13 protein-coding genes are annotated in these 21,715 nt (G+C 59.0%); 10 read left to right on the top strand and 3 right to left on the bottom strand.

What is annotated here, in order from left to right; genetic code table 11:
• The first annotated feature begins 407 nt into the window (after positions 1-407).
• Positions 408-5,546, top strand: a complete 5,139-nt coding sequence (locus L6R21_20685) for a PAS domain S-box protein (GenBank protein ID MCK6561622.1) — start codon at positions 408-410, stop codon at positions 5,544-5,546.
• Positions 5,512-6,279, top strand: a complete 768-nt coding sequence (locus L6R21_20680) for a response regulator (protein ID MCK6561621.1) — start codon at positions 5,512-5,514, stop codon at positions 6,277-6,279. Before L6R21_20685 ends, L6R21_20680 begins: the two co-directional genes overlap by 35 nt.
• A 694-nt stretch (positions 6,280-6,973) precedes the next feature.
• Here L6R21_20680 and L6R21_20675 read toward each other — a convergent pair.
• Together L6R21_20675 and L6R21_20670 are read right to left on the bottom strand one after the other, a co-directional pair.
• Complete coding sequence (locus L6R21_20675; GenBank protein ID MCK6561620.1) at positions 6,974-7,270, bottom strand: hypothetical protein; 297 nt, start codon at positions 7,268-7,270, stop codon at positions 6,974-6,976.
• Positions 7,271-7,753: 483 nt separating this feature from the next.
• Positions 7,754-10,138 carry a DUF5110 domain-containing protein gene (locus tag L6R21_20670; GenBank protein ID MCK6561619.1) on the bottom strand — a complete coding sequence of 795 codons (2,385 nt, stop codon included), beginning with the start codon at positions 10,136-10,138 and terminating at the stop codon, positions 7,754-7,756.
• A gap of 246 nt (positions 10,139-10,384) precedes the next feature.
• On the opposite strand from L6R21_20670, the gene L6R21_20665 reads away from it, so the two are divergent.
• The 8 genes from L6R21_20665 (at position 10,385) to L6R21_20630 (ending at position 20,512) form a co-directional block, all read left to right on the top strand.
• Positions 10,385-11,338 (top strand): pyridoxal-phosphate dependent enzyme, encoded by a 954-nt coding sequence (locus L6R21_20665; protein MCK6561618.1) that lies wholly within the window; start codon positions 10,385-10,387, stop codon positions 11,336-11,338.
• Between the two features lie 488 nt (positions 11,339-11,826).
• Entirely contained in the window at positions 11,827-11,916 is a 90-nt protein-coding gene (gene kdpF, locus L6R21_20660; protein ID MCK6561617.1) for a K(+)-transporting ATPase subunit F, read from the top strand.
• Complete coding sequence (gene kdpA, locus L6R21_20655) at positions 11,916-13,652, top strand: potassium-transporting ATPase subunit KdpA (GenBank protein MCK6561616.1); 1,737 nt, start codon at positions 11,916-11,918, stop codon at positions 13,650-13,652. Before kdpF ends, kdpA begins: the two co-directional genes overlap by 1 nt.
• Before the next feature lie 170 nt (positions 13,653-13,822).
• A complete protein-coding gene (gene kdpB, locus L6R21_20650; GenBank protein ID MCK6561615.1) occupies positions 13,823-15,895 on the top strand; it encodes a potassium-transporting ATPase subunit KdpB in 2,073 nt (690 codons plus the stop codon).
• 113 nt (positions 15,896-16,008) lie between these two features.
• Complete coding sequence (gene kdpC / locus L6R21_20645; protein MCK6561614.1) at positions 16,009-16,578, top strand: potassium-transporting ATPase subunit KdpC; 570 nt, start codon at positions 16,009-16,011, stop codon at positions 16,576-16,578.
• Positions 16,579-16,615: 37 nt separating this feature from the next.
• Positions 16,616-19,270: a sensor histidine kinase KdpD gene (locus L6R21_20640; protein MCK6561613.1), complete on the top strand. Its 2,655-nt coding sequence runs from the start codon at positions 16,616-16,618 to the stop codon at positions 19,268-19,270.
• Positions 19,271-19,538: 268 nt separating this feature from the next.
• Entirely contained in the window at positions 19,539-20,246 is a 708-nt protein-coding gene (locus L6R21_20635) for a response regulator (GenBank protein MCK6561612.1), read from the top strand.
• A complete protein-coding gene (locus L6R21_20630) occupies positions 20,246-20,512 on the top strand; it encodes a DUF2442 domain-containing protein (GenBank protein ID MCK6561611.1) in 267 nt (88 codons plus the stop codon). The genes L6R21_20635 and L6R21_20630 overlap by 1 nt, the downstream gene beginning before the upstream one ends.
• 332 nt (positions 20,513-20,844) lie before the next feature.
• Here the strand turns inward: L6R21_20630 and L6R21_20625 are convergent, their stop codons facing one another.
• Positions 20,845-21,702 carry a DUF4394 domain-containing protein gene (locus L6R21_20625; protein ID MCK6561610.1) on the bottom strand — a complete coding sequence of 286 codons (858 nt, stop codon included), beginning with the start codon at positions 21,700-21,702 and terminating at the stop codon, positions 20,845-20,847.
• Between the last annotated feature and the right edge of the window lie 13 nt (positions 21,703-21,715).

The raw sequence follows: 21,715 nt of genomic DNA, 5'->3' as shown, positions 1-21,715 counted from the left end.
GAAAAAATCGGCTGACTTGCTCACTGCCAAGTTCACCAGCTCGCCGCCGCTGGTCTGCATTTATGCCGCTTTGCTGGTATGATTGCCGGTTGGAGTGGACAACCGCTCGCGCGCTGCATGGTTTTCGGCGATTACAGGCCCGCCGTCGAATTCTCCACGGCTCGACCTCGCACGGCAGGTGCGCACCCGCAAGACCACCGCGACCTCGAACCGTTCCGGCTGCAGGCAATTGCGGCCAGACCGTCGAATTGGTCACCGACCCGGAATCTCTTCTTGCTCCCACAGCCATGCCCGCGCCCACGCAGAAACAAACAAATCCGCTGTCTCATTCCGCGTCGGCGCCGGGGGTCGCCTGCCACCTGCTCATTTGTACTCTCCTCTTGCTGGCGCCGGCTGCACTGGCACAAATGCCGGCCTTACCCTCGCTTGACCCGAACAAATCGCTCACGCAATTCGTGCTTGATGCTTGGGGTGATGAGAACGGCCTGCCGCATGGCAATATCACCAGCATCACGCAAACACCGGACGGCTATCTCTGGCTGGCCACCGCGGGCGGCCTGGTGCGCTTTGACGGCGTGCGCTTCGTGGTCTACAATTTCGAAAACACGCCGGTTTTCCAGAACAATGTCCTGCGCACGTTGCTCACCGCTGCCGACAGCAGTCTGTGGATCGCCACCGGTGAAAGCGGCCTGGTGCGCTGGAAGAACGGACAGTTCACCGCCCTGACCACCGCCGACGGCTTGGCCAGCAACTCCGTTTGGTCCGTCTGCGCGGCGCCAGATGGCGCCCTCTGGATTCACGTGACGCAGGGGCTGCATCGCTGGCAGGCCGGCAAACTCGAATCCTTTGCCCTGCCCGACAGCATCGCCAGAATCCGCTCGCAGGCGCTTTCGGTTGACCAAGCCGGATACGTTTGGTTAGCGATCAATCAGAAAGTGTTTCGCTGGCGGCCGGCAGAGCAGCAACCCGCCGCGCCCTTCCTCAGCAAAGAGGGCAGCCGGGTACTCTGCCTCCTGGCCGATCGCAACGGCGCCGTCTGGATCGGCACACACGATGCCGGTTTGCTGCGCCATCACGAGGGCCGGATCAGCACCTACACCACTGCCGCCGGCCTGGCGCATGACCGCGTTTGGAGGGTATACGAAGATCGCGCCGGCACCATTTGGGCCGCAACGGAAGAAGGCTTGAGCCGCTGGCGTCATGGCCGTTTCGACAGCTTCACCGTGCCGCAGGGCCTGCCGGATGGCCGCTGCCGTTCGCTCTATGAAGATCGCGAAGGTTGCCTGTGGGTGGGCAGCTACAGCCGGCTTTACCGCTTCAAAGCCGGCCGCGTGACGATGCTGGGCAAATCAGAAGGGCTCTCTCCCGGACCGGCGCGTTGCGTGTTCCAGGATTCGGCCGGCAGCATCTGGATCGGCTCCAACTCCGGCTTGAACCGGCTGCAGCGTGAAAATATCACCACCTTTACAACCGCAGACGGGCTGCCCTGCAACGATGTTTTTGCTGTTGGCCCTGACGAGCGCGGAACGCTCTGGGTGGGCACCGAGGCAGGCCTCGCCCGCTTCGACGGCAGCCGCTTTCATTCCCCGCCCACCGCGCCGGAGCGCAGCAGAATCCGCGTCCTCTATGACGATGGCGTCGGCCACCTGTGGGCCGGCACCCTCAACGGTGACGTTTCCATCAATGCGAACGGCGTCTTCCGCCTGTGGCGCCCGAATTTGCGCGATGGCGACTGCATCTATTGGTTTCATCGCGATCGCGCCGGCAACTTTTGGATCGGCAAATGGGGAAGCCTACTGCGCGTGAAGTCCGGTGCCCCTCTGCACACCGGGCCGGTCGAAAGCGAAAGCCTCGACACACGCTGCTGCTACGAAGAGGCTGACGGCACGCTCTGGCTGGGCACGCTGGGCAACGGTGTCATTCGCCGCAAGGCGGGCGTTTCCCGGAATTTCACGACCAAGCACGGGTTGTTCGACAACTACGTCTGGGCCATCCTGGAAGATGACGCAGGCTATCTTTGGATGAGCAGCGACCGCGGCATCTGGCAGGTGCACAAGAACGATTTCGCGGATCTGGAGGCCGGCCGGATCGTCAAACTGCCGTGCGTGGCTTACGGCCGGAGTGAAGGCCTGCGCGTCAAAGAGGGCAATGCCATGGGCTTTCCCAAAGGCTGGAAAGACCGCGCCGGGCGCTTGTGGTTTCCCACCATGAAAGGCGTGGCCATCGTTGATCCCCAGCAGCAGATCATCAACCCCCTGCCGCCGCCGGTGCACATCGAGGACGTGTTGGTCGACACGGTGGCGGTGGTTTGGCGGGATCACCTGCAGTTGTCGCCGAACAGCAAGAATATCTCGATCAACTATACCGCCGCCAGTCTGCGCCAGCCGCAAAACGTGCAATTCCGCTACCGGCTGGAAGGCTACGATGCCGGTTGGATCGAAGCCGGCACGCGGCGGACAGCCTACTACACCAATCTCGCCCCCGGCAACTATCGCTTTCGTGTGATCGCCTGCAACGAAAACAACGTGTGGAACGAAGCCGGTGCGAGCTTGCGCTTTGCGATTGCGCCGCACTTCTATCAAACTGGCTGGTTCGCACTGCTCGCCGGCCTGGTGCTGAGCCTGATGGTGTATGGCGGCTATCGCTGGCGCCTGCATCACCTGGAAGTCAAACAAACGAGACTGGAGCAACTGATCACCGAGCGTACGGCACAACTGCGCGCCAGCGATGCCAAGAACAAGGCCATCCTGCAGGCGCTGCCCGATGCCATTTTTCGCCTCAGCCGCCAACGGACCTTTCTTGAGTTCTTCGCCGCGCCACATTTCAAGACGTACACTTCACCGCAGGAATTTCTCGGCAAAAGCATCACGGACATTCTCCCCGCGCCGATCGCGCGCATGATCAACCAGGCCATCGACCGCGCCCGCCAAACCGGGCAAATGCAGGTGGTGGATTACGAGCTGCCCACCGCCGGCCAGGTTCTCCATTTTGAAGCCTACCTGGTGAGCAGCGAGAATGAAGAAACCCTGGCCATCGTGCGCGACATCACCGCGCGCAAGCTCGCGGAAAAGACCGTGCGCGAATTCGAGGCCTTCCGCCTGATTGCCGAGGCCTCTCCCATCGCCATGACGGTGACCCGCTGGTCGGATGGCGCCATTCTCTTCGCCAACCAACACGTTGCCCGCCTGTTGGCTGTGCCGCGCGAGAAGATGACGGCGTTGCACAGCCTGAGTTTGTATGACAACCCGCAAGAGCGTACCAAGCTTCTTGAAATCATCGCCCGAGCCGGCAGCATTCACAACCAGGAAGTGAAGCTCCGCAGGCCTGACGGCACTTCCTTCTGGGTGCTGGCTTCCTGCCAACGCCTCGAATTCAACGGCGAACCGGCTTTGCTGAGCGGATACTATGACATCTCGGCGCGCAAGCAGGCGGAAGAGCTGCTGGAGCGCTACGCCCGCACCCAAACGGCACTGGTGCTGGCCAACAAAGCGTTGTTGCGAACACTCGACTTGGACGGGCTGTTGCGCCAAATTCTGCGCGCGGCGCAAGAGGCGGTGCCGGCCGCGGAAAAAGGCGCCATTTTACTGTGGGAGGCCAACCGCCGGAGGTTGAAAGTGCGCAGCACGTTTGGCTACCAGGATCCGCGCGTCGCGCAATTGACTTTCGCCGCGGCGGAGGGCCATGCCGCGTATGTGGCCGGCTCACGGCAGCCGATGATCATCGTGGATAATCATGCCGACGCGGCCTTGCGCTCTGCGGGCGAAATCGCAGAAGTCCGCGCGCTGCGCAGTGCCGTGGTGGCGCCCCTGATTCTGCGCGAGGAGGTGCTGGGCGTGCTCAGCCTGGAGGCGACGCGGCCGGCGGTGTTTCATGAGAGCGATTTGGAGCTGTTGGTGGCCTTTGCCGGCCAGGCGGCACTCGCCATCGACAACGCCCGTCTCCACCGGCAGGTGCTGGCCTCGGAGGAACGCTACCGCGCGCTGTTCGACGACAATCCCTCGATGTACTTCACCATCGATGCACAGGGCACGGTGCTGTCTGTCAACCGCTACGGCGCGGAAGAACTGGGATACCGGGCGGAGGAATTAGTGGGCAGCTCGGTGCTGCAGGTCTTTCATCCCGAGGACCGGCAGGCGGTGCTCCAGCAGGTGCAGCTCTGTCTGCAGACCTCACCGCGCACGAGCTATTGGGAGCTGCGCAAGATTCGCAAGGACGGCAGCCTGCTTTGGGTGGGAGAATTCGCGCGCGCCCTGCAGAGTCCCGCCGGCGAATGGTTGATTTTGATTGTGTGTGAAGACATCACCGGACGCAAACAGGCGGAGCGTGAGATTCGCCGCCTCAACGAAGAATTGGAACATCGTGTGGCGGCGCGCACGCGGGCCTTGCAGGAGAGCGAGACCAAATTCCGCACGCTCGCGGAAATGGCGACCGCGGGCATTTTCATCTTCCGCGGAGAGCAGGTGCGCTATGTCAACCCGGCGGCGGAAAGAATCACCGGCTATGCGCACGAGGAACTGCTGCAAATGAATTTCCGGCACCTCATGCATCCTGATTTTCAAGTCGAGTGCTCGGCCCACGGCAACGGCGAATTGCCGCAGGCACGCCATGAGCTGCGAATCCTCGCCAAAGACGGCCACGCGAAGTGGATTGACTTCACCACCAGCCCGATCGACTATCAGGGCGAGGCCGCCGTGCTGGGCACCGCGCTGGATATCACCGACCGCAAACGCCTGGAAGAACAACTGCACGATTACATGGAAGATTTGGAGCGGCTGGTCGAACAGCGCACGGTCCGCATCAAAGAGCTGGAGCGGCAGCGCATCGAAACCGAAAAACTCGCCGCCACCGGCCGCATGGCGGCGCGCATCGCGCACGAGATCAACAATCCGCTCGGCATCATTCAAACAGCCTGCCAACTGGTGAGCCGCGCGGTGCCGCCGGGCCACCGCCATTATCATCACCTCGGCACCATCCACAAGGAAATCGACCGCATTGCCCAAATCGTGCGCCAGATGCTCGACTTGCACCGGCCGCATCGCGAAGCGCCGCGCGCCTTTCACGTCGAAGAAACCATCGGAGAAATCGTCGCGCTCATGCAACCCAAGGCCCAGGAAAGCCGCGTCCAGCTCCGGCTTGACGTGCCGCACACCGGCGCGCCGATCACTCTGCCGGAGAACCAGTTGCGGCAGGTGTTGTACAATCTCCTGTTGAATGCCGTCGAAGCTTCGCCAGCCGGGGGCGAAGTGTGCGTGCAGGTGGAAATCGCCGCAAACAGACTGCTGCTCGCGGTGAGAGATCGGGGTGCCGGCATTCCGGAGGAGATCGGCTCGCGCGTGTTCGAGCCGTTTTTCACGACCAAGAACAAGTCCGCGACCGGCGGACTGGGGTTGGGTTTGGCAATCTGCAAAAGCTTGGTGGAAAGCATGAATGGTGTGATTGCATTCGACAGCCGCAGTGGACAAGGCACGACCTTCAGGGTCTCCGTGCCGCTTCCTTCCCGTGGAGAAACACATGAACGAATTGGGCCGAATACTGATTGCCGATGATGAAGTTGGTTTCGCGGAAGTGACCGCGGATTTGCTGCGTGATGAGGGCTACGCTTGCGACTGCGCGGTCGATGCCCATGACGCGCGCCGCCTGCTCGCCGGGCAGCGCTATGATTTGCTGGTGGCGGATATCAAAATGCCCGGCAATGATGATCTGGAATTCATCGAAATGCTGCCCACCCTCGCCGCGGGCCTGCCGGTCATTCTTGTCACCGGCTACCCTTCGCTGGAGACTGCCATCAAATCGACGCGTTTGTCGGTGGTGGGCTACATGGTCAAACCCACGCCCATCGAGGATTTTCTGCGCCTGGTGCGGGAAGCCGTCATTCGCTCACAAACCATGCGAATGTTCGAACACGCGCGCGAACAAATGCAGGAGGTGCAGCAGGAAATGAGTGCCCTGGTGGCGCAGGCCGGCCTGCCGCTGGGCTCGCCCTCCTCCGGCGTGGACATTTTCCTGCACTATGCCATTCGCAACATCCTGGCGAGCGTCGCGGATTTGAAGAACCTGGCGCATTCCTTGAGCAACAGCCAGCCCCAAGCACACGCCTGCCACATCATCAATTGCCCGCGCCATGCCGAGTTATGCCAGGCCATTGCGCATGCGGTAACCGTGCTGGAGCGCACCAAGGGATCCTTCAAATCGAAGGAACTGGCGGCGTTGCGTCACCGTTTGGAAGAACTGCTCGCGGCCAATCATCAGCCGATTGGCGGCAGTGCCAGGGGCGCATGAGGCGGCTGCGCCGGCAGAATTTCACCAACCGAATTTTCCGCACGCTGGTGGAACTGGCGTACTTTAATGCGAGTTTTTGAACTTCTCCTCGCAGGCGGCCAAAGCGAGTCGATTGAACGACAGGTGCGAGCAGGCTCATTGGGGCCAGCGCTCAAATGAGACTGTCGCCAGCCTTGCCAGACAAGCTCCGGGCTTGTAAGTCGAAGGCGCCCGCAAGTCCCCTTCTTTCCCAAGCGGACTTGCCGGCGCCTTTTTGTTTGTCACGGCCTCGCGCAGAGCTGTCCAACCACCTCAAGCCATTCTCCCTGCCTCTTGGGCTTGGGTGAGCACCGCAGTCTGGCCGCACTGGTGGCTGAATGGCGCCATTGCGACGGCTGCATTCCATGAACACAGCAGCGCCGGTTTCAAATTGGCTATCCCCTGCGAGCTTTGAATTCCGGGCTGATGTGATGCGGTGGGAGTTGTTCCTCACAAGCGTGGGCCTCGCCGACGCTGCCGCCTGCAGCGCTAGGCGAGCGCCCGCACGCTTGCCACTGGGGAGTTCCGTCTCCCCATTTCAATCGCTGGCAAACCTCACTACGGCCAGAAGCTGCGCCCATGATACCGCCGTGATAGTCCAACCTTCCGCCTTCGGGCGGAAGGTTAACGGCGGAGTCCCAGCGTTGCTGTCGCAGGCTCTACCCGCGAACCGGCCTCACACCGAATGCGATTCTCCCACCAGAGCGTTGTTTCGCCGCAACTCCCGCGCACGCGCAGGGGAAGTGCGCCGGCGGTACCGTACCATGAATCCCGCACCAAAAGACAAAAACGCCAACAGCAGACAGATACCGCCCGCAATGAAGACGTCGGGCATGTCGCGGTAGGTCGTTTCAAGAGCGGAGAAGAGCGCAGCCGGCGTGCCGTATTCACGGCTCACAAGAAACGCCTGCCGCGTCCAGCTCTCCCGCAACACGCGTGCGAAAACACCCAGCGCAATTCCCAGCCACAGCATGCCGGGAACGGCATGACACGCTGCTGGCCGAAATGAGAAACCCGCCCTCGCATGCGCGCGCAGTGTCTCCCACTTCTTCACAAATGACGTGCCTGCCCGCATCCTGACTTCTGCGATCCGCCTCACCAGCCGGTTGCGGAGCGTGTTGATTTGGTGCCGCACCACTTGTGCCTCCGAAGCAATTTCGGTTTTCTCTGCCGCTGCAGGTCAGTCAACATACGTTGCGATCAAGATGAATCGACAACCCCGGTTAGAGCAACGGCCATGCCAAACCCCGGCGGCGCGTGAGCGTGTCAGCTCAGGGCAAAAGTACTGGAATCTCTAAAGCGTATAGTGCGAAATGAGAAAAGTGAGATCAGGAGGGAAATGAAGACTGCAACGAAACATTACACCAGGCGAGGCCGGCGCAATGAATTGAAGCAAGCCACCAAGACCACGGCTGTGCCGGAGTCTTCACAAGGTCCTTGCAGGGCGGCGGCGCGGTTAGCGCACCACCCGCAGTGATTGCGGCCCGCCGTGATCCTGCCAACGAACATGGAGCATCTGATTGCGGCCATCATAGGCCCAGCCCGGCGCTGCGCCAGTCAGGACGTTCTCCAGTTTTTCCTTGCGCAATCGCTCACCGTCGCGCTCAACCGCTGCCGGCGCTTTGGGCAGCGCATGAATCACAACCACGAAGTCTCGTGCCGGCGGCTGAAACTTGCCCGTGCGTGCGTTGAGCTGCAGAAGCAAATGATCACCGTGATCCGCGAAAGTCATGGCCGTCAACGCATAGAGGCCCTGCTCGTAGTCATAGGTCAGTCCATCGTCTTCATACAGCGTGAATGCGCCTGCGCCCTGGGGGTAACAATGCAGCGTGAGCGGGGTCGGCGGCGTCTGTGGATCATCCACGAATCGCCCCACCGGTGCCATTGGCACAATCGCGCCGGCCTTGACGAAGATGGGAATGTCGCGCAAGCTGACCGGCACGGTCACACGCCGGCCGCCCGTTTGCATCTGCCCCGTCCAAAAATCGAACCAATTGCCCGCCGGCAGATAAACGGAAACGGTGTCAGCCTGCGGCTGAACCACGGGTGTAACCAGCAGGTACTCCCCAAACAGCCATTGCGAATAAAGCTCCGCAACCTGGGGATCGTTTGGATATTCCCACACCAGCGGCCGCACCAGCGCGAGTCCAGTCAAATGATTCTCCCAGGCATGGGAGTAGATGTAAGGCAGCAGGGCATAGCGCAGGCGAATGTACTTCTTCGCAATGGCCTCGGCTTCGGGGCCGTATTGCCACGGCTCACGTTCCTGGTCAAATGAGCCGTGCACGCGAAAAATCGGTACAAACGCGCCGAATTGCAGCCAGCGTATGTAATTCTCCGGCTCGGGCCGGCCGTTGAAGCCGCCGATGTCCATTCCCCACCATGCCGATCCCAAAGCCACGCTACTCAGCATGAAGAGCCGCTGGCGCGCCAGGGATTCAAAACCAGTGGGAATGTCGCCCGACCAGTGGCCGTAGGCATAGCGTTGTGCGCCGAGAAAAAAATTGCGGTTGATCGACCACACGCGCAGATTGTTGCGGCGGCGCTGGCCTTCATAATTCGCCCGCTGCATTTGCAGAAACATCAGATTGCCGCCGTAGCTGTCCGCCTCGTCGTTCCAGTAACCGATGATGCCGGTCGCAAAACTGCGCTGGCGCTCGCAGAACGAATCGAAGTACCACTGCCGCACCGCCGGCAAATGAAAATTCAACCGGCCCACTTGCTGCTTGCTGAAATAATCCTTCTCGCTGTCGAGGAAATACCCCTCGCGCTGGCAGAATCGGCCCTGCTCGGTGTTGAGATGCACGCGCGGTTTGCGAATGCCGAACAGCTTCACGCCCAACGAATCGGTGATCTGTTTGAGGCGGCCGCTCGGGCCGTCGGGAAATTTGGGCCCCCAGCGGAATTCACCGTAGTTGTCCTCGCCGTACGCCATCCAATCGAAGTCGAGAATGTAGGCATCCAGCGGAATGCCCTTGGCGCGGTAGGTTTTGATATCGCCCAGCAGCTCGGTTTGATCCAGGCCCCACTCGGTGTTCATGAAGCCGAAGGCGAACTTGGGAAAGAGTGGCGCGGCTCCGGAAATCGCGGTCATGCTGGTGAAAATCTCGCGCGGCGTCCCGAGCAAAAAATAAAGCTCGAGCGCAGGCTTGGCGGGAGCTGGCACACTGTCCTTTGCCGCCCCGCGGAATCGCCGCGCGCGTTCCACCGTGAAATCCAACTGACCGTCGGCGATTTTGATGTGGCCGCTGTCGCTGTTCATCAGCACGCCGTAGCCCGCCGTGGTCCACACGAACGGCGCGCCGGCGTGGCCCTGCATGCCGGCGCTGATCGTGCCGCCGTGGTTCTTGCTCAATTTGCCGGTGAAGTTGTTGTGAATGCCGTAGAAGTGCTCACCAGTCACGCGCAAACGAACGCCGTTTTCATGCAGACCCACGGCTGGCGTTTCCTGCAGCAGTTGCCGGCCGTTGGCATCGTAGAGCGTAAAGCGCAGCGGCCGGCGCGCAATAGCCAGGCGCAATGCCGCGCTGGTGATCACCAAGGGATCCCCGCTGGTGTCGATTCGCACGCTCACCTTTGGCCAGTTTCTCCGCGGCGCGATCAGCGTATCCGGCTCCGTGGCGCCCGGCGGGCGAAAGCTGATCCTGAGAATGTTGGGCCGGCACACTTGCAACACGACGGTCTCGGCACCGGCATGCAGGGTGAGAATCTCCTCCTGCACTTGAATCTCGGTAATGTTGCCCACGCCGGCATGCAGGCATGCGGGCACGAGCAGAGACATCAGAAACTGTGAGATTGAAGCGGGTTTCTTCCAGTCACTCGGGGGGAAGGGCTTGGCCATGGACAGGTTTCCTGGTCGGCTGGTTTGATCGGCAATGCCGGCGCGTTTCAAAAATGCACCCGCAACGATAGAGATTTCTTTTGGGAATGTCAAGCCGGCCAGGCAGAGAGGCGGGACTTTGCGCTTGCTTTCGCAGCAGCGTTTCTTTATCGTACGGCCACCCCCGGACGGCCCCTGCTGCCAAAGCGGCAGCCACGACTGGAGCGCAGCCGGCCGGTGTCGTGACAGCACGGAGACCGAATGCTCATGGACTTCCCCACTTTAGCCGATATTCGCGCAGCGGCCGAGCGCATCAAGCCGCATGCACATCGCACGCCGGTGCTGACCTGCGAGAGCATCAATCGCATGGTCAATGCTCAACTATTTTTTAAATGTGAGAATTTGCAAAAAGTCGGGGCGTTCAAATTTCGCGGCGCCTGCAATGCGGTGTTCTCGTTGAGTGAATCAGAACTGGCGCGAGGAGTTGCGACACATTCCTCCGGCAATCATGCGGCAGCCTTGTCACTGGCAGCGCGTTTGCGCGGCGCGCCGGCATTCATCGTCATGCCCAAAACCGCGCCCCGCATCAAGAAGTTGGCAGTCGAAGGTTATGGCGGCGAAATCGTTTTCTGCGAGCCGACGCTGGCGGCGCGTGAAGCGACGCTGGCGCAAGTGGTGGCGGAAACCGGCGCGACTGTCGTACATCCGTTCAATGATCGCCGCGTCATTTGCGGCCAGGGCACGGCTGCGCTGGAATTGCTGCAAGAAGTGAATGATCTCGACTTTGTGCTGGCGCCGGTCGGCGGGGGCGGGTTGTTGAGCGGCACGGCGCTCACGGTTGCCGGAATTTCACCGCAAACAAAAGTAATTGCCGCTGAACCGGCCGGCGCGGATGATGCCTATCGTTCGTTGCAAGAAGGCAAGATCATGCCTTCCACCAATCCCCAAACGATTGCCGATGGCTTGCTCACTTCGCTGTGCGAATTGACTTTTGGCATCATTCGCAGCCACGTGCAGCAGATCGTGACCGTCAGCGAGCAAAACATCATCACCGCGATGCGGCACATCTGGGAACGCATGAAGATCATCGTCGAACCGTCAGCGGCAGTTGTGCTGGGCGCGCTGCTGGAGCACAAATTCGATTGCAGCGGCAAGCGCCTGGGCTTGATTCTCTCCGGCGGCAATTGTGATTTGGAAAAACTGCCGTGGTTGGCACAATGAGGTTGCAGCCTATTCGACGAAATATGAACCCCAGCGCGGATAGAATGCAACGTGAAGAAGAACGCCAACGGATTAAAACAACCCAGCGAATGTTTGTTATCCGCTGGGTTGTTTCAATCCGTTGGAAGAATTCTTTGCTTTTAGGGCACCGATTTCGCATTAAAGGAACCAAATTCTTCGCCCACTGAAGTCGAACTCCAACCAATGTGTCATCCTGCAAGGATCCTGTGAAGATTGGAGTACGGTACCGTGTGCTTCACAGGGTTCCTTCTTCGAATGACACGCAGCATCCTCTCCCCTCCTCCTTTACACTTTCTTGACCTTCTTGACCCCAACCTTGATGGCGGCTTGACGCTCCACGAAGTTATATTGCGGCAACAATTCCGGAGGCTTCAACATGGATATTCTCTATGTGCTGTTGCTGCTCCTGTTTCTTGCTGCTTCGCTCGGATTGATCAAGCTTTGTGAAAAACTCTCAGGAGAATGAGATGAACACATTCTACTTCATCAGCGGTCTGGTGGCGCTGGTTTTGTTCGTTTATTTGTTCATTGCACTCTTGAAACCGGAGAAGTTCTGATGACGCTGAATGGCTATCTCCAAATTGGGTTCTATCTCGTCGTGCTGCTCGCGCTGGCCAGGCCGCTGGGAGCCTACATGGCGCGCGTCTACACAGGCAAATCATTCGGACTCGATCGCGTACTCGCCCCGGTCGAGCGCTTGATTTATCGCCTATCCGGCGTGCGCAGCAACGAGGAGATGAATTGGAAAACTTACGCGCTGGCGATGCTGCTGTTCAATTTCGCCGGATTATTCGTGGTCTATGCCCTGCAACGCCTGCAACAGTGGCTGCCGCTAAATCCACAGGGTTTTGCCCCGGTCGCACCGGATTCATCCTTCAACACCGCGGTCAGTTTTGCAAGCAACACCAACTGGCAGGGCTATGGCGGCGAAACCACAATGAGCTACTTGACGCAAATACTCGGCCTCACCGTACAGAATTTTCTTTCGGCGGCGACCGGCATGGCGACACTCGCCGGGTTCATTCGTGGCCTCGCGCGTCGCTCGGCAGAGACCATTGGCAACTTCTGGGTCGATCTCGTGCGCACCACGCTTTACATCTTGTTGCCACTTGCTCTCTTGCTCGCCTTGCTGCAAGTCTCGCAAGGCGTGATTCAAAACTTTGACGCCTATCACAGTGTGCCGTTGCTGCAGCCGGCGGTCGATGCGAATGGCACTGTTGTCACCGAGCAATTACTGCCGATGGGACCAGCAGCCTCGCAAATTGCCATCAAACAACTCGGGACCAATGGCGGCGGATTTTTCAACGTCAATGCGGCGCATCCCTTCGAGAATCCCACCCCGCTATCGAATTTCCTGGAAATGCTGGCCATTCTGCTGATTCCAGCGAGCTTGTGCTATACCTTCGGCAAGATGGTCGGTGACACGCGACAAGGCTGGGCCGTGCTGGCGGCGATGACGATCGTTTTCGTCGCGCTGCTCGCGTTATGCGTTGGCGCGGAACAGAACGGCAATCCCGCTTTCACGAAGATGGGCATCGATCAAAATGCCAGCGCGCTGCAATCCGGCGGCAATATGGAGGGCAAAGAAGTCCGTTTCGGCATTGCCAACTCGGCGTTGTGGGCCACCGCGACCACTGCTGCTTCGAACGGCTCGGTCAACTCGATGCACGATTCTTACACGCCGCTCGGTGGATTGGTGCTGATGTGGCTGATGCAACTCGGTGAAGTGATTTTCGGCGGCGTCGGCTCGGGACTCTACGGCATGCTGATCTTCGCGATCATCGCGGTATTCGTTGCGGGATTGATGGTCGGCCGCACGCCGGAATATTTGGGCAAAAAGATCGAAGCGTATGAAATGAAAATGGCCTCGCTGGTCATTCTCTTTCCGCCGATCGCCGTGTTGGGCGGCGCGGCGTTGAGCATCATCTGCAATGCCGGCGGTTCGCAAGATCCCGGGCCGCATGGCTTCAGCGAGTTGCTGTATGCCTACTCGTCGATGGGCAACAACAACGGCAGCGCGTTTGCGGGATTCGGCGCTAACATTCCCTTTCACAATACCGTTGGCGGGTTGGCGATGCTGATCGCGCGCTATTGGCTGGCGATTCCCACCTTGGCCATTGCCGGATCGTTGGCGCGCAAAAAGATCGTGCCCGCCGGCCCCGGCACCTTGCCGACACACAACGCGCTCTTCATCATCATCCTTATCGGCGTGGTGATCATCGTCGGCGCGCTCACGTTCATTCCCGCGCTGGCGCTCGGGCCGATTGTGGAACACTTGATGATGATATCGTAGCAACTATCATAACCATCATATCTCCTGCTCCTGCTCCTACTCATACTCCTACTCATACTCCTACTCTTGCTCGCCGTTCAGAAAACTCGAAAGCGAGTAAGAGTAAGAGTAAGAGTAAGAGTAGGAGTAGGAGTAGGAGCAAAAAAAGGTAGATATAGGAAAACTCAACCATGTCAGTCAAACCCCAATCCCGTCCTTTGTTTGACGTACAAATTGTCAACCAGGCAATCGTCGCTTCATTCAAGAAACTCGATCCGCGCGTGCAGATTCGCAATCCGGTGATGTTCGTCGTACTGGTTGGCAGCGTGTTGACCACGATGTTATTCCTGCAAGCCTGGTTGGGAAAAGGTGAAGCGCCGGCTGGCTTCATTCTGGCGATCTCGCTCTGGCTGTGGTTCACCGTGTTATTCGCAAATTTTGCCGAAGCGATGGCCGAAGGCCGCGGCAAAGCCCAGGCAGATTCGTTGCGCCGCGCGCGCCGCGACATCAAAGCCAAAAAACTTGCAGAAGCTCGCCGCGAGGCAGATTTCTCTCTCGTGAGTGCGACCGCGCTGCGCAAAGGCGATGTGGTTTTGGTGGAAGCCGGCGAGGCGATTCCCGCTGATGGCGAGGTTGTCGCAGGCATTGCCTCGGTGGATGAAAGCGCCATCACCGGCGAAAGCGCGCCAGTGATCCGCGAAAGCGGCGGCGACCGCAGCGCCGTTACCGGCGGCACCAAAGTGTTGTCCGATTGGCTGATCGTGCGCATCACCGCCAACCCGGGCGAGGCGTTTCTGGATCGCATGATCGCGCTGGTCGAAGGCGCGAAACGCCAAAAAACGCCCAACGAAATCGCGCTCAACATTTTACTCGCAGCATTGACCATCGTCTTTTTGCTCGCAACCGTGACGTTGTTGCCGTTTTCGATTTACAGCGTAGAATCGGCCGGACAAGGGTCGCCAATCACCGTGACCGTGCTGGTGGCTTTGCTGGTGTGCCTGATTCCCACCACGATTGGCGGCCTGCTCTCGGCCATTGGCATTGCGGGCATGGATCGCATGATTCAAGCCAATGTCATTGCCACCTCCGGCCGCGCCGTGGAGGCCGCGGGTGATGTGGACGTTTTGCTGCTCGACAAAACCGGCACGATCACGCTGGGCAATCGCCAGGCAACGGCATTCCTTCCCGCGGCAGGCGTGAGCGCGGAAACTCTGGCGGACGCGGCGCAACTTGCTTCGCTTTCTGACGAGACGCCGGAGGGACGGTCGATCATGGTTTTGGCAAAGGAAAAATACCGGCTCCGCGAGCGTGACATTCATGCTCTGGGCGCGACATTTGTTCCGTTCACGGCGCAAACGCGCATGAGCGGCGTGAATCTTGACGGGCGTCAGATTCGCAAAGGCGCAGCAGAAGCGATTGAACAATACGTGCAAAGTCGTGGCGGAGAATTTCCCATGGAAGTTAAGACCACGGTGGAGAGTATCGCGAAAAATGGCGGCACGCCGTTGGTGGTTGCCGACGCGGCGAAAGTTCTCGGTGTGATCGAGTTGAAGGACATCGTGAAACGCGGCATCAAAGAACGCTTTGCGGAATTGCGCAAGATGGGCATCAAGACGGTGATGATCACCGGCGACAATCCGCTCACCGCTGCGAGCATTGCCGCCGAGGCAGGCGTCGATGATTTTCTCGCGCAGGCGACGCCCGAGGCAAAATTGAAACTCATTCGCGAACATCAAAGCGGCGGGCGATTGGTGGCGATGACGGGCGACGGCACCAACGATGCGCCCGCGCTGGCGCAAGCCGACGTGGCAGTGGCGATGAACACCGGGACGCAAGCCGCGAAAGAAGCGGGCAACATGGTCGATCTCGATTCGAATCCAACCAAGCTCATCGAGATCGTCGAGATCGGCAAGCAATTATTGATGACGCGCGGCGCGCTGACGGCGTTCAGCATTGCCAACGACGTCGCGAAATATTTCGCGATCATACCCGCGGCATTCGTGAGTACGTACCCTGCGCTCGCAGCGCTCAATCTCATGAAGCTGGCCACGCCGGCCAGCGCCATTCTCTCGGCGGTAATTTTCAATGCGTTGATCATCATCTTTCTCATTCCACTGGCATTGCGCGGCATCAAATACCGGCCAATGAGCGCCGCAACGCTATTGCGCAATAACCTGTTGATCTACGGATTGGGCGGGTTGATCGTGCCTTTTGTTGGGATCAAACTGATTGATTTGATTTTGGTGGCGCTGGGGCTGGCGTAAAAAGTTCGTGGTTCGTAGTAGCGCCTTTAGGCGCTCGCAGCTCATGTACGCCGGCTCCTGAAGGAGCGACTACAAGCATGATTTCAATTTTCATAAAAACTACGGGACATAATATGCGCCCATTGATCAAAACTTCATTACTCATTCTGCTCACGCTGACACTCATCACCGGCGTGGCGTATCCCCTGCTCGTCACAGGCATCGCCCAGCTCATTTTTCCCCAACAAGCGAACGGCAGCTTGCTCTATGAAGATGGAAAACTCGTCGGCTCCGAACTCATCGGCCAGCCGTTCGATGATCCCAAGTATTTTTGGAGCCGCCCATCAGCCACCGGCCCATTTGCCTACAATGCTGCGGCTTCTGCCGGCTCGAATCTTGGCCCGACGAACGAGGCCTTGCTACAAGCAGTCGCAGCGCGTGTGCAAGCCTTGCAGCAAGCTGATTCGAGCAATACCCAACCCATTCCGGTTGATTTGGTGACAGCCTCGGGCAGCGGACTCGATCCGCATATCAGCCCCACGGCGGCTTACTATCAAGTTTCCCGCGTTGCACACGCGCGCCATCTTGATGAAAATTTCGTTCGTCAACTCGTCGAAAAACACATTAAAGGACGGCAACTGGGGTTTCTCGGTGAGCCGCGAGTAAATGTCTTGCGCTTGAATTTGGCGCTGCGGCAGTATTGAACCCTGATATTCCGACGACTTTTTCGTATATTCCGCCATGATCGAACCTCGCCCTGATCCCGACAAGCTGCTTGCCCACCTCAAATCACAAGAAGCGCAGGCAGCGCGCGGGAAACTCAAAATCTTTTTTGGCGCCAGCGCCGGCGTCGGTAAAACCTATGCCATGCTCGAAGCCGCGCGCAAAGCCGCGGCAGAAGGCATCGATTTAGTGGTGGGATACGTCGAGCCGCACGGCCGCAAAGAAACCGAAGTGTTGTTGCTCGGCCTGGAGGTTCTGCCCGCGCGCGTGATCGATTATCGCGGCGCAAAACTGCGTGAATTCGATCTCGACGCAGCGCTCGCGCGCAAGCCGGCGCTCATCTTGGTGGATGAATTGGCGCACACCAACGCCCAAGGAATGCGTCACGCCAAGCGCTGGCAAGACGTGGAAGAACTGCTCAGTCTGGGCATTGATGTCTACACCACCGTCAACGTCCAACACCTCGAAAGCCTGAACGACATTATCGCGCAAATCACCGGGGTGCGCGTACGCGAGACGGTGCCGGATGCGATCTTCGAGGCTGCCGCTGAAGTCGAGTTGGTCGATTTGCCGCCGGATGATCTCTTGCTGCGTTTGAAAGAGGGCAAAGTCTACGTGCCGAAGCAGGCCGCGGCTGCCATCGAGAATTTCTTCCGCAAAGGCAATCTCATCGCGCTGCGCGATTTGGCGTTGCGGCGCACGGCCGAGCGCGTGCATGCGCAAATGCAAACCTACCGGCATGAACACGACATCATCACCACCTGGCCGACCGCGGAGCGCATTCTGGTGTGCGTGGGACCAAGTCCGTCTTCGGCGCGATTGGTGCGCGCGGCGCGGCGGCTGGCGCACAGTCTGCGAGCCGAGTGGATCGCGGTGCATGTGGAAACGCCGCAACATGCCCGGCTCTCGCAAACGGATCGCGACCGTTTGCACCAAAATCTGCGACTGGCCGAAAGCCTGGGCGCGAAAACCCTCATGCTCAGCGGGCAGCGCATGAGTGAAGAAATCATTAATTTCGCGCGCCGCCGCAACATCAGCAAGATCGTGGTCGGCAAACCAACGGATGCGCGCTGGCGCGAGGCGTTCTTCGGTTCGCTGGTCGGCGACATCGTACGGCACAGCGGCGACATCGATGTCTACGTCATTCGCGGCGAAACGGAGGAAGAAACTTCTGCTCTGCCGCTTGCCTTTCGCAGCGCGCAGAGCGGGTGGTCTTATCTCTTGAGCCTGCTCATCGTTGCTTTGTGCAGCGGCGTGGGTAAGCTCTTGTCGTCTTACCTCTCGCCGCCGAATTTGATCATGATTTATCTGCTCGGCGTCGTTTTTATCGCGGCGCGCTTTGGGCGCGGGCCGGCGCTGCTTGCTTCGCTGCTCAGCGTCATCGCCTTCAATTTCTTTTTCGTCCCGCCGATTCTCACTTTCAATGTTGCCGATCCCGAATATTTCATTACCTTTGGCGTGATGTTCGTCGTGGCGTTGATCATCAGCACGCTGACGCTGCGTTTGCGCCATGCCGCGGAGGCGGCGCGCCGACGCGAGCAGCGCACCGCCGAGCTCTACGACATGAGCCGCGAGCTGGTCACCGCTAAAAGCCTCGACCAGGTGCGCGAAATCGTTTTGCGGCACATGCAGGAAGTTTTCGAAAGCGAAATCGCCTTGTTGTTGCCGGATGAAAACGGCCGTTTGACTACGCCGGCGGGCGCGAACTTCGCTGCGGAAGCGAAAGAGCAAAGCGTGGCGCAATGGGTTTATGATCTTCGCCAAAAGGCCGGACTCGGCACGGCGACCCTGCCGGGCGCGAATGCCTTGTATCTGCCACTGTTTGCCTCGCGCGGCATTGTCGGCGTGCTGGGTGTGCGCCCGCAGAACGCCGGCAACATGCAGAACCCCGAACTTCTGCAACTGCTGGAGACCTTTGCCAATCAAATTGCACTGGCCGTGGAAAGTGCACGTTTGTCGGAGGAAGCGCAGCGCACTCAGATCATGATCGAAACGGAGAAACTGCGCAACACCCTGCTCAGCTCGGTTTCGCATGATTTACGCACGCCGCTCGCTTCCATCACCGGCGCGGCCAGCAGCCTGCTGGAACCGGAGAACGCGCTGCCGGCCGTAACGCGGCGCGAATTGACGCAAACGATTCATGACGAGGCGGCGCGCTTGAATCGCCTGGTGAGAAATTTGTTGGACATGACGCGCCTGGAATCCGGCGCCGTCAAATTGAACAAAGAATGGCAGCCGCTGGAAGAAGTCATCGGCGCGGCGCTCACGCGTTTGGACGAACAGTTAACTGGACGGCAAGTGACAACTCATTTACCGCCAGATTTGCCTTTCGTCGCTTTTGACAGCGTTTTGCTCGAGCAAGTTTTCATCAATCTTCTGGAAAACGCCATCAAATACACGCCGGCCGCAAGTTCCATCGCAATTTCTGCGCGCGTCATGAATGAAAATGTCGTGATAGAAATTGCGGATCGCGGCCCGGGCTTGCCGCCGGCGGAGATCGAGCGCGTGTTCGATAAATTCTATCGCAGCCGCGCCGCCGAAGGCCGGGGCGGCGTGGGCTTGGGATTGACGATCTGCAAAAGCATCATCGAAGCGCACAACGGCCGCATCTGGGCGGAGAATCGGCCGGAGGGCGGCGCCGCGTTTCGCTTTACGCTGCCGCTGAAAGGCTGAAAATGGGAGTTCTTCGAGCAGCTTTGAGGACTTCGCCCACAAAAGGAGAACTGCCACAGAAAAAAAGCCTTTTCAGTGGGATTTCATTTCAATAGGCGAAACACTTTCAAAATTTTATCCTAACTTTGAAAGCTAATTCCCCAACATGAACAAGCCACAACCAAACGTGGGAACAACCGCGAATGAACGCGAATAGAATATTAGCGTTCATTCGCGTAGATTCGCGGTTGAAGATGTTTGCTGAAAAAGCAAAGATTGCGCTTTAATCATGCCCCAATCAAGCACCCTCATCCTTCTGATTGAAGATGAAGAGCAAATCCGGCGCTTTCTGCGCGCAACGCTGACGGCGCATCAATTTCGTCTGCTCGAAGCGACCACCGGGAACGAAGGCTTGCAGCTCGCCGCCTCGCAGCAGCCGGAAGTCATCATTCTCGATTTGGGATTGCCCGACATTGACGGTCTCGAGGTGACGAAGCGCCTGCGCGAGTGGGCGAAGATGCCGATTCTTGTGCTCTCCGCGCGCGGCCAGGAGCAGGACAAGATCGCCGCGCTCGATGCCGGCGCGGATGACTATCTCACCAAACCGTTCGGCGTGGGCGAGTTGCTGGCGCGGCTGCGGGTGGCGCTGCGCCATGCCGCGCGCGCGGCCGGCGAGCCTGAAGATCCTTTGATTGCGCTGGGCGAATTGCGCGTCGATCTCGCGCGGCGGCAAGTATTGCTGGCGGAAAACGAAATTCACCTCACGCCCATCGAATTCAAACTGCTGGCAACGCTGGCAAAACACGCCGGCAGAGTTTTGACGCATCAACAATTGCTCAAAGAAGTGTGGGGACAAACCTACAGCCAGGAAAGCCACAATCTGCGCGTTCATGTTGCGCAGTTACGGCGCAAACTCGAGGCCGACACGGCGCGGCCGCGCTATTTGCTCACCGAGCCGGGGGTGGGTTACAGACTAAGAGATGAAGGAGTGAAATAATGGCCAGAATCCATGACATCCAGTCGATTGAAGCGGACGAGAATTTTTTGTACCTCGACGTTGACGGCAAATCGTATCGCATCCGATGGGAAGATTGTTCGTTGAGACTGGCAAATGCTAACCTGGCTCAACGAAAGCGTTTTGAGGTTGCACCCTCCGGCTATGGCATTCACTGGCCGGAGATCGACGAAGACCTGGCAATTTCGCCATTACTCCAACATGCCGAAACTTTGGGAATGGGGATTTTGGAGGTAAATTCCCAATAAAAAAGGCCCGAGTCATTCGACCCGAGCCTCTTGGCTGTGAGGGGGAGCCACAGTCTGTGAACCGACATTCCGTGTCAGTACATTCCTAAATTCACTCTGCCCGAATCATTAGCAATCGCCGTGCCGCGTGCGTTATGCAGCCGCGGATCAATACCCCGCCCGCGCCTCCCCGCAACAAGCTGTTGACTTCATTGCTTTTGCTCTGCTCGTAACTACCCAACCTCCAAGACGCGGCGTGGAAGAATCTGTATCACCTGCAAGCAGAAGTACATTTTCGAAATCACTCGTGTAATTGGGATACACAAATTGTAACCCGATTCTCGGTCCTCGCACTAGGGCGCGATCGCCAGCGTGTGCACGGGAAAACTGCCGCCGATATTGCCCTGAAAGCTGGCCACGCCGGTCGAGAGATTGACGAGGTACAAGCCTGAATTGCCGTTGACAGAAGGCGTCAGCGCGGCGTAGGCCAGGCCGTCCGGCGCCGAAATGTCAAAGCCCACAAAGTCATTGGTGTTGACGCCGAGAGCGCCGATGGTGAGCATCCTGCCGTTGTTCGGACTGGGCAAATAGACCAGCACGTCCCAATTGGAATCGATCGCGTAGAGGACAGTCGTGGTCGCGCCGGCAACGCTGTTGGTGTAGGCGGTACCGACGATGTTGGGATTGGCGCCAAAATAGAGATCGCCGTTATCATAGGCGAGCGTTGAATCCCGGGCGAGCGCGCCGGTCACCGGATCCACCCGCAAATCCTGTTCGGCATTGCTGTGCACGCGCATTTTGTCGGGAACGGGATTGAAGCCGAATCCGAAGAACGAACCGGTGAGTGCAGCGCTGAGCGGGGTCGAGCGCACCGGCAGCGCCGCGGCCGAGACCGTGTCGATGGTGTAAACGCGGCTGAGGTTGCTGATGCCATACAGCCTGCCGTCAACCGGCCGGAAATCAATACCGAGAATTACCTCGCCGGGCTGCAGGCCGGAAAGGGCTTTGCTGCTCACCGTGTCCGGGCTGAGGCTGCCGAACCGGATCAAGTTGTTTCCGCTGTCCACCGCGTAGAGCGGCCGGCCTTTTACTTGCGGTTGCATCACCTGCTCTTCGCAAGCGACGGCCAACAAGGCCAGCATGGCAATGCCCCAGCGGACCACCGGATTGCTCGCGCTCCTCCCTGCCCTTGCTTCTGCTGCTGCAAACATTGTCTTCTCCTGC

Source organism: bacterium (assembly GCA_023150945.1).
GTDB lineage: Bacteria > Zhuqueibacterota > Zhuqueibacteria > Zhuqueibacterales > Zhuqueibacteraceae > Coneutiohabitans.
The sequence above is the reverse complement of the archived record's forward strand: the minus strand, read 5'-3'. Positions and strand labels throughout refer to the sequence as shown.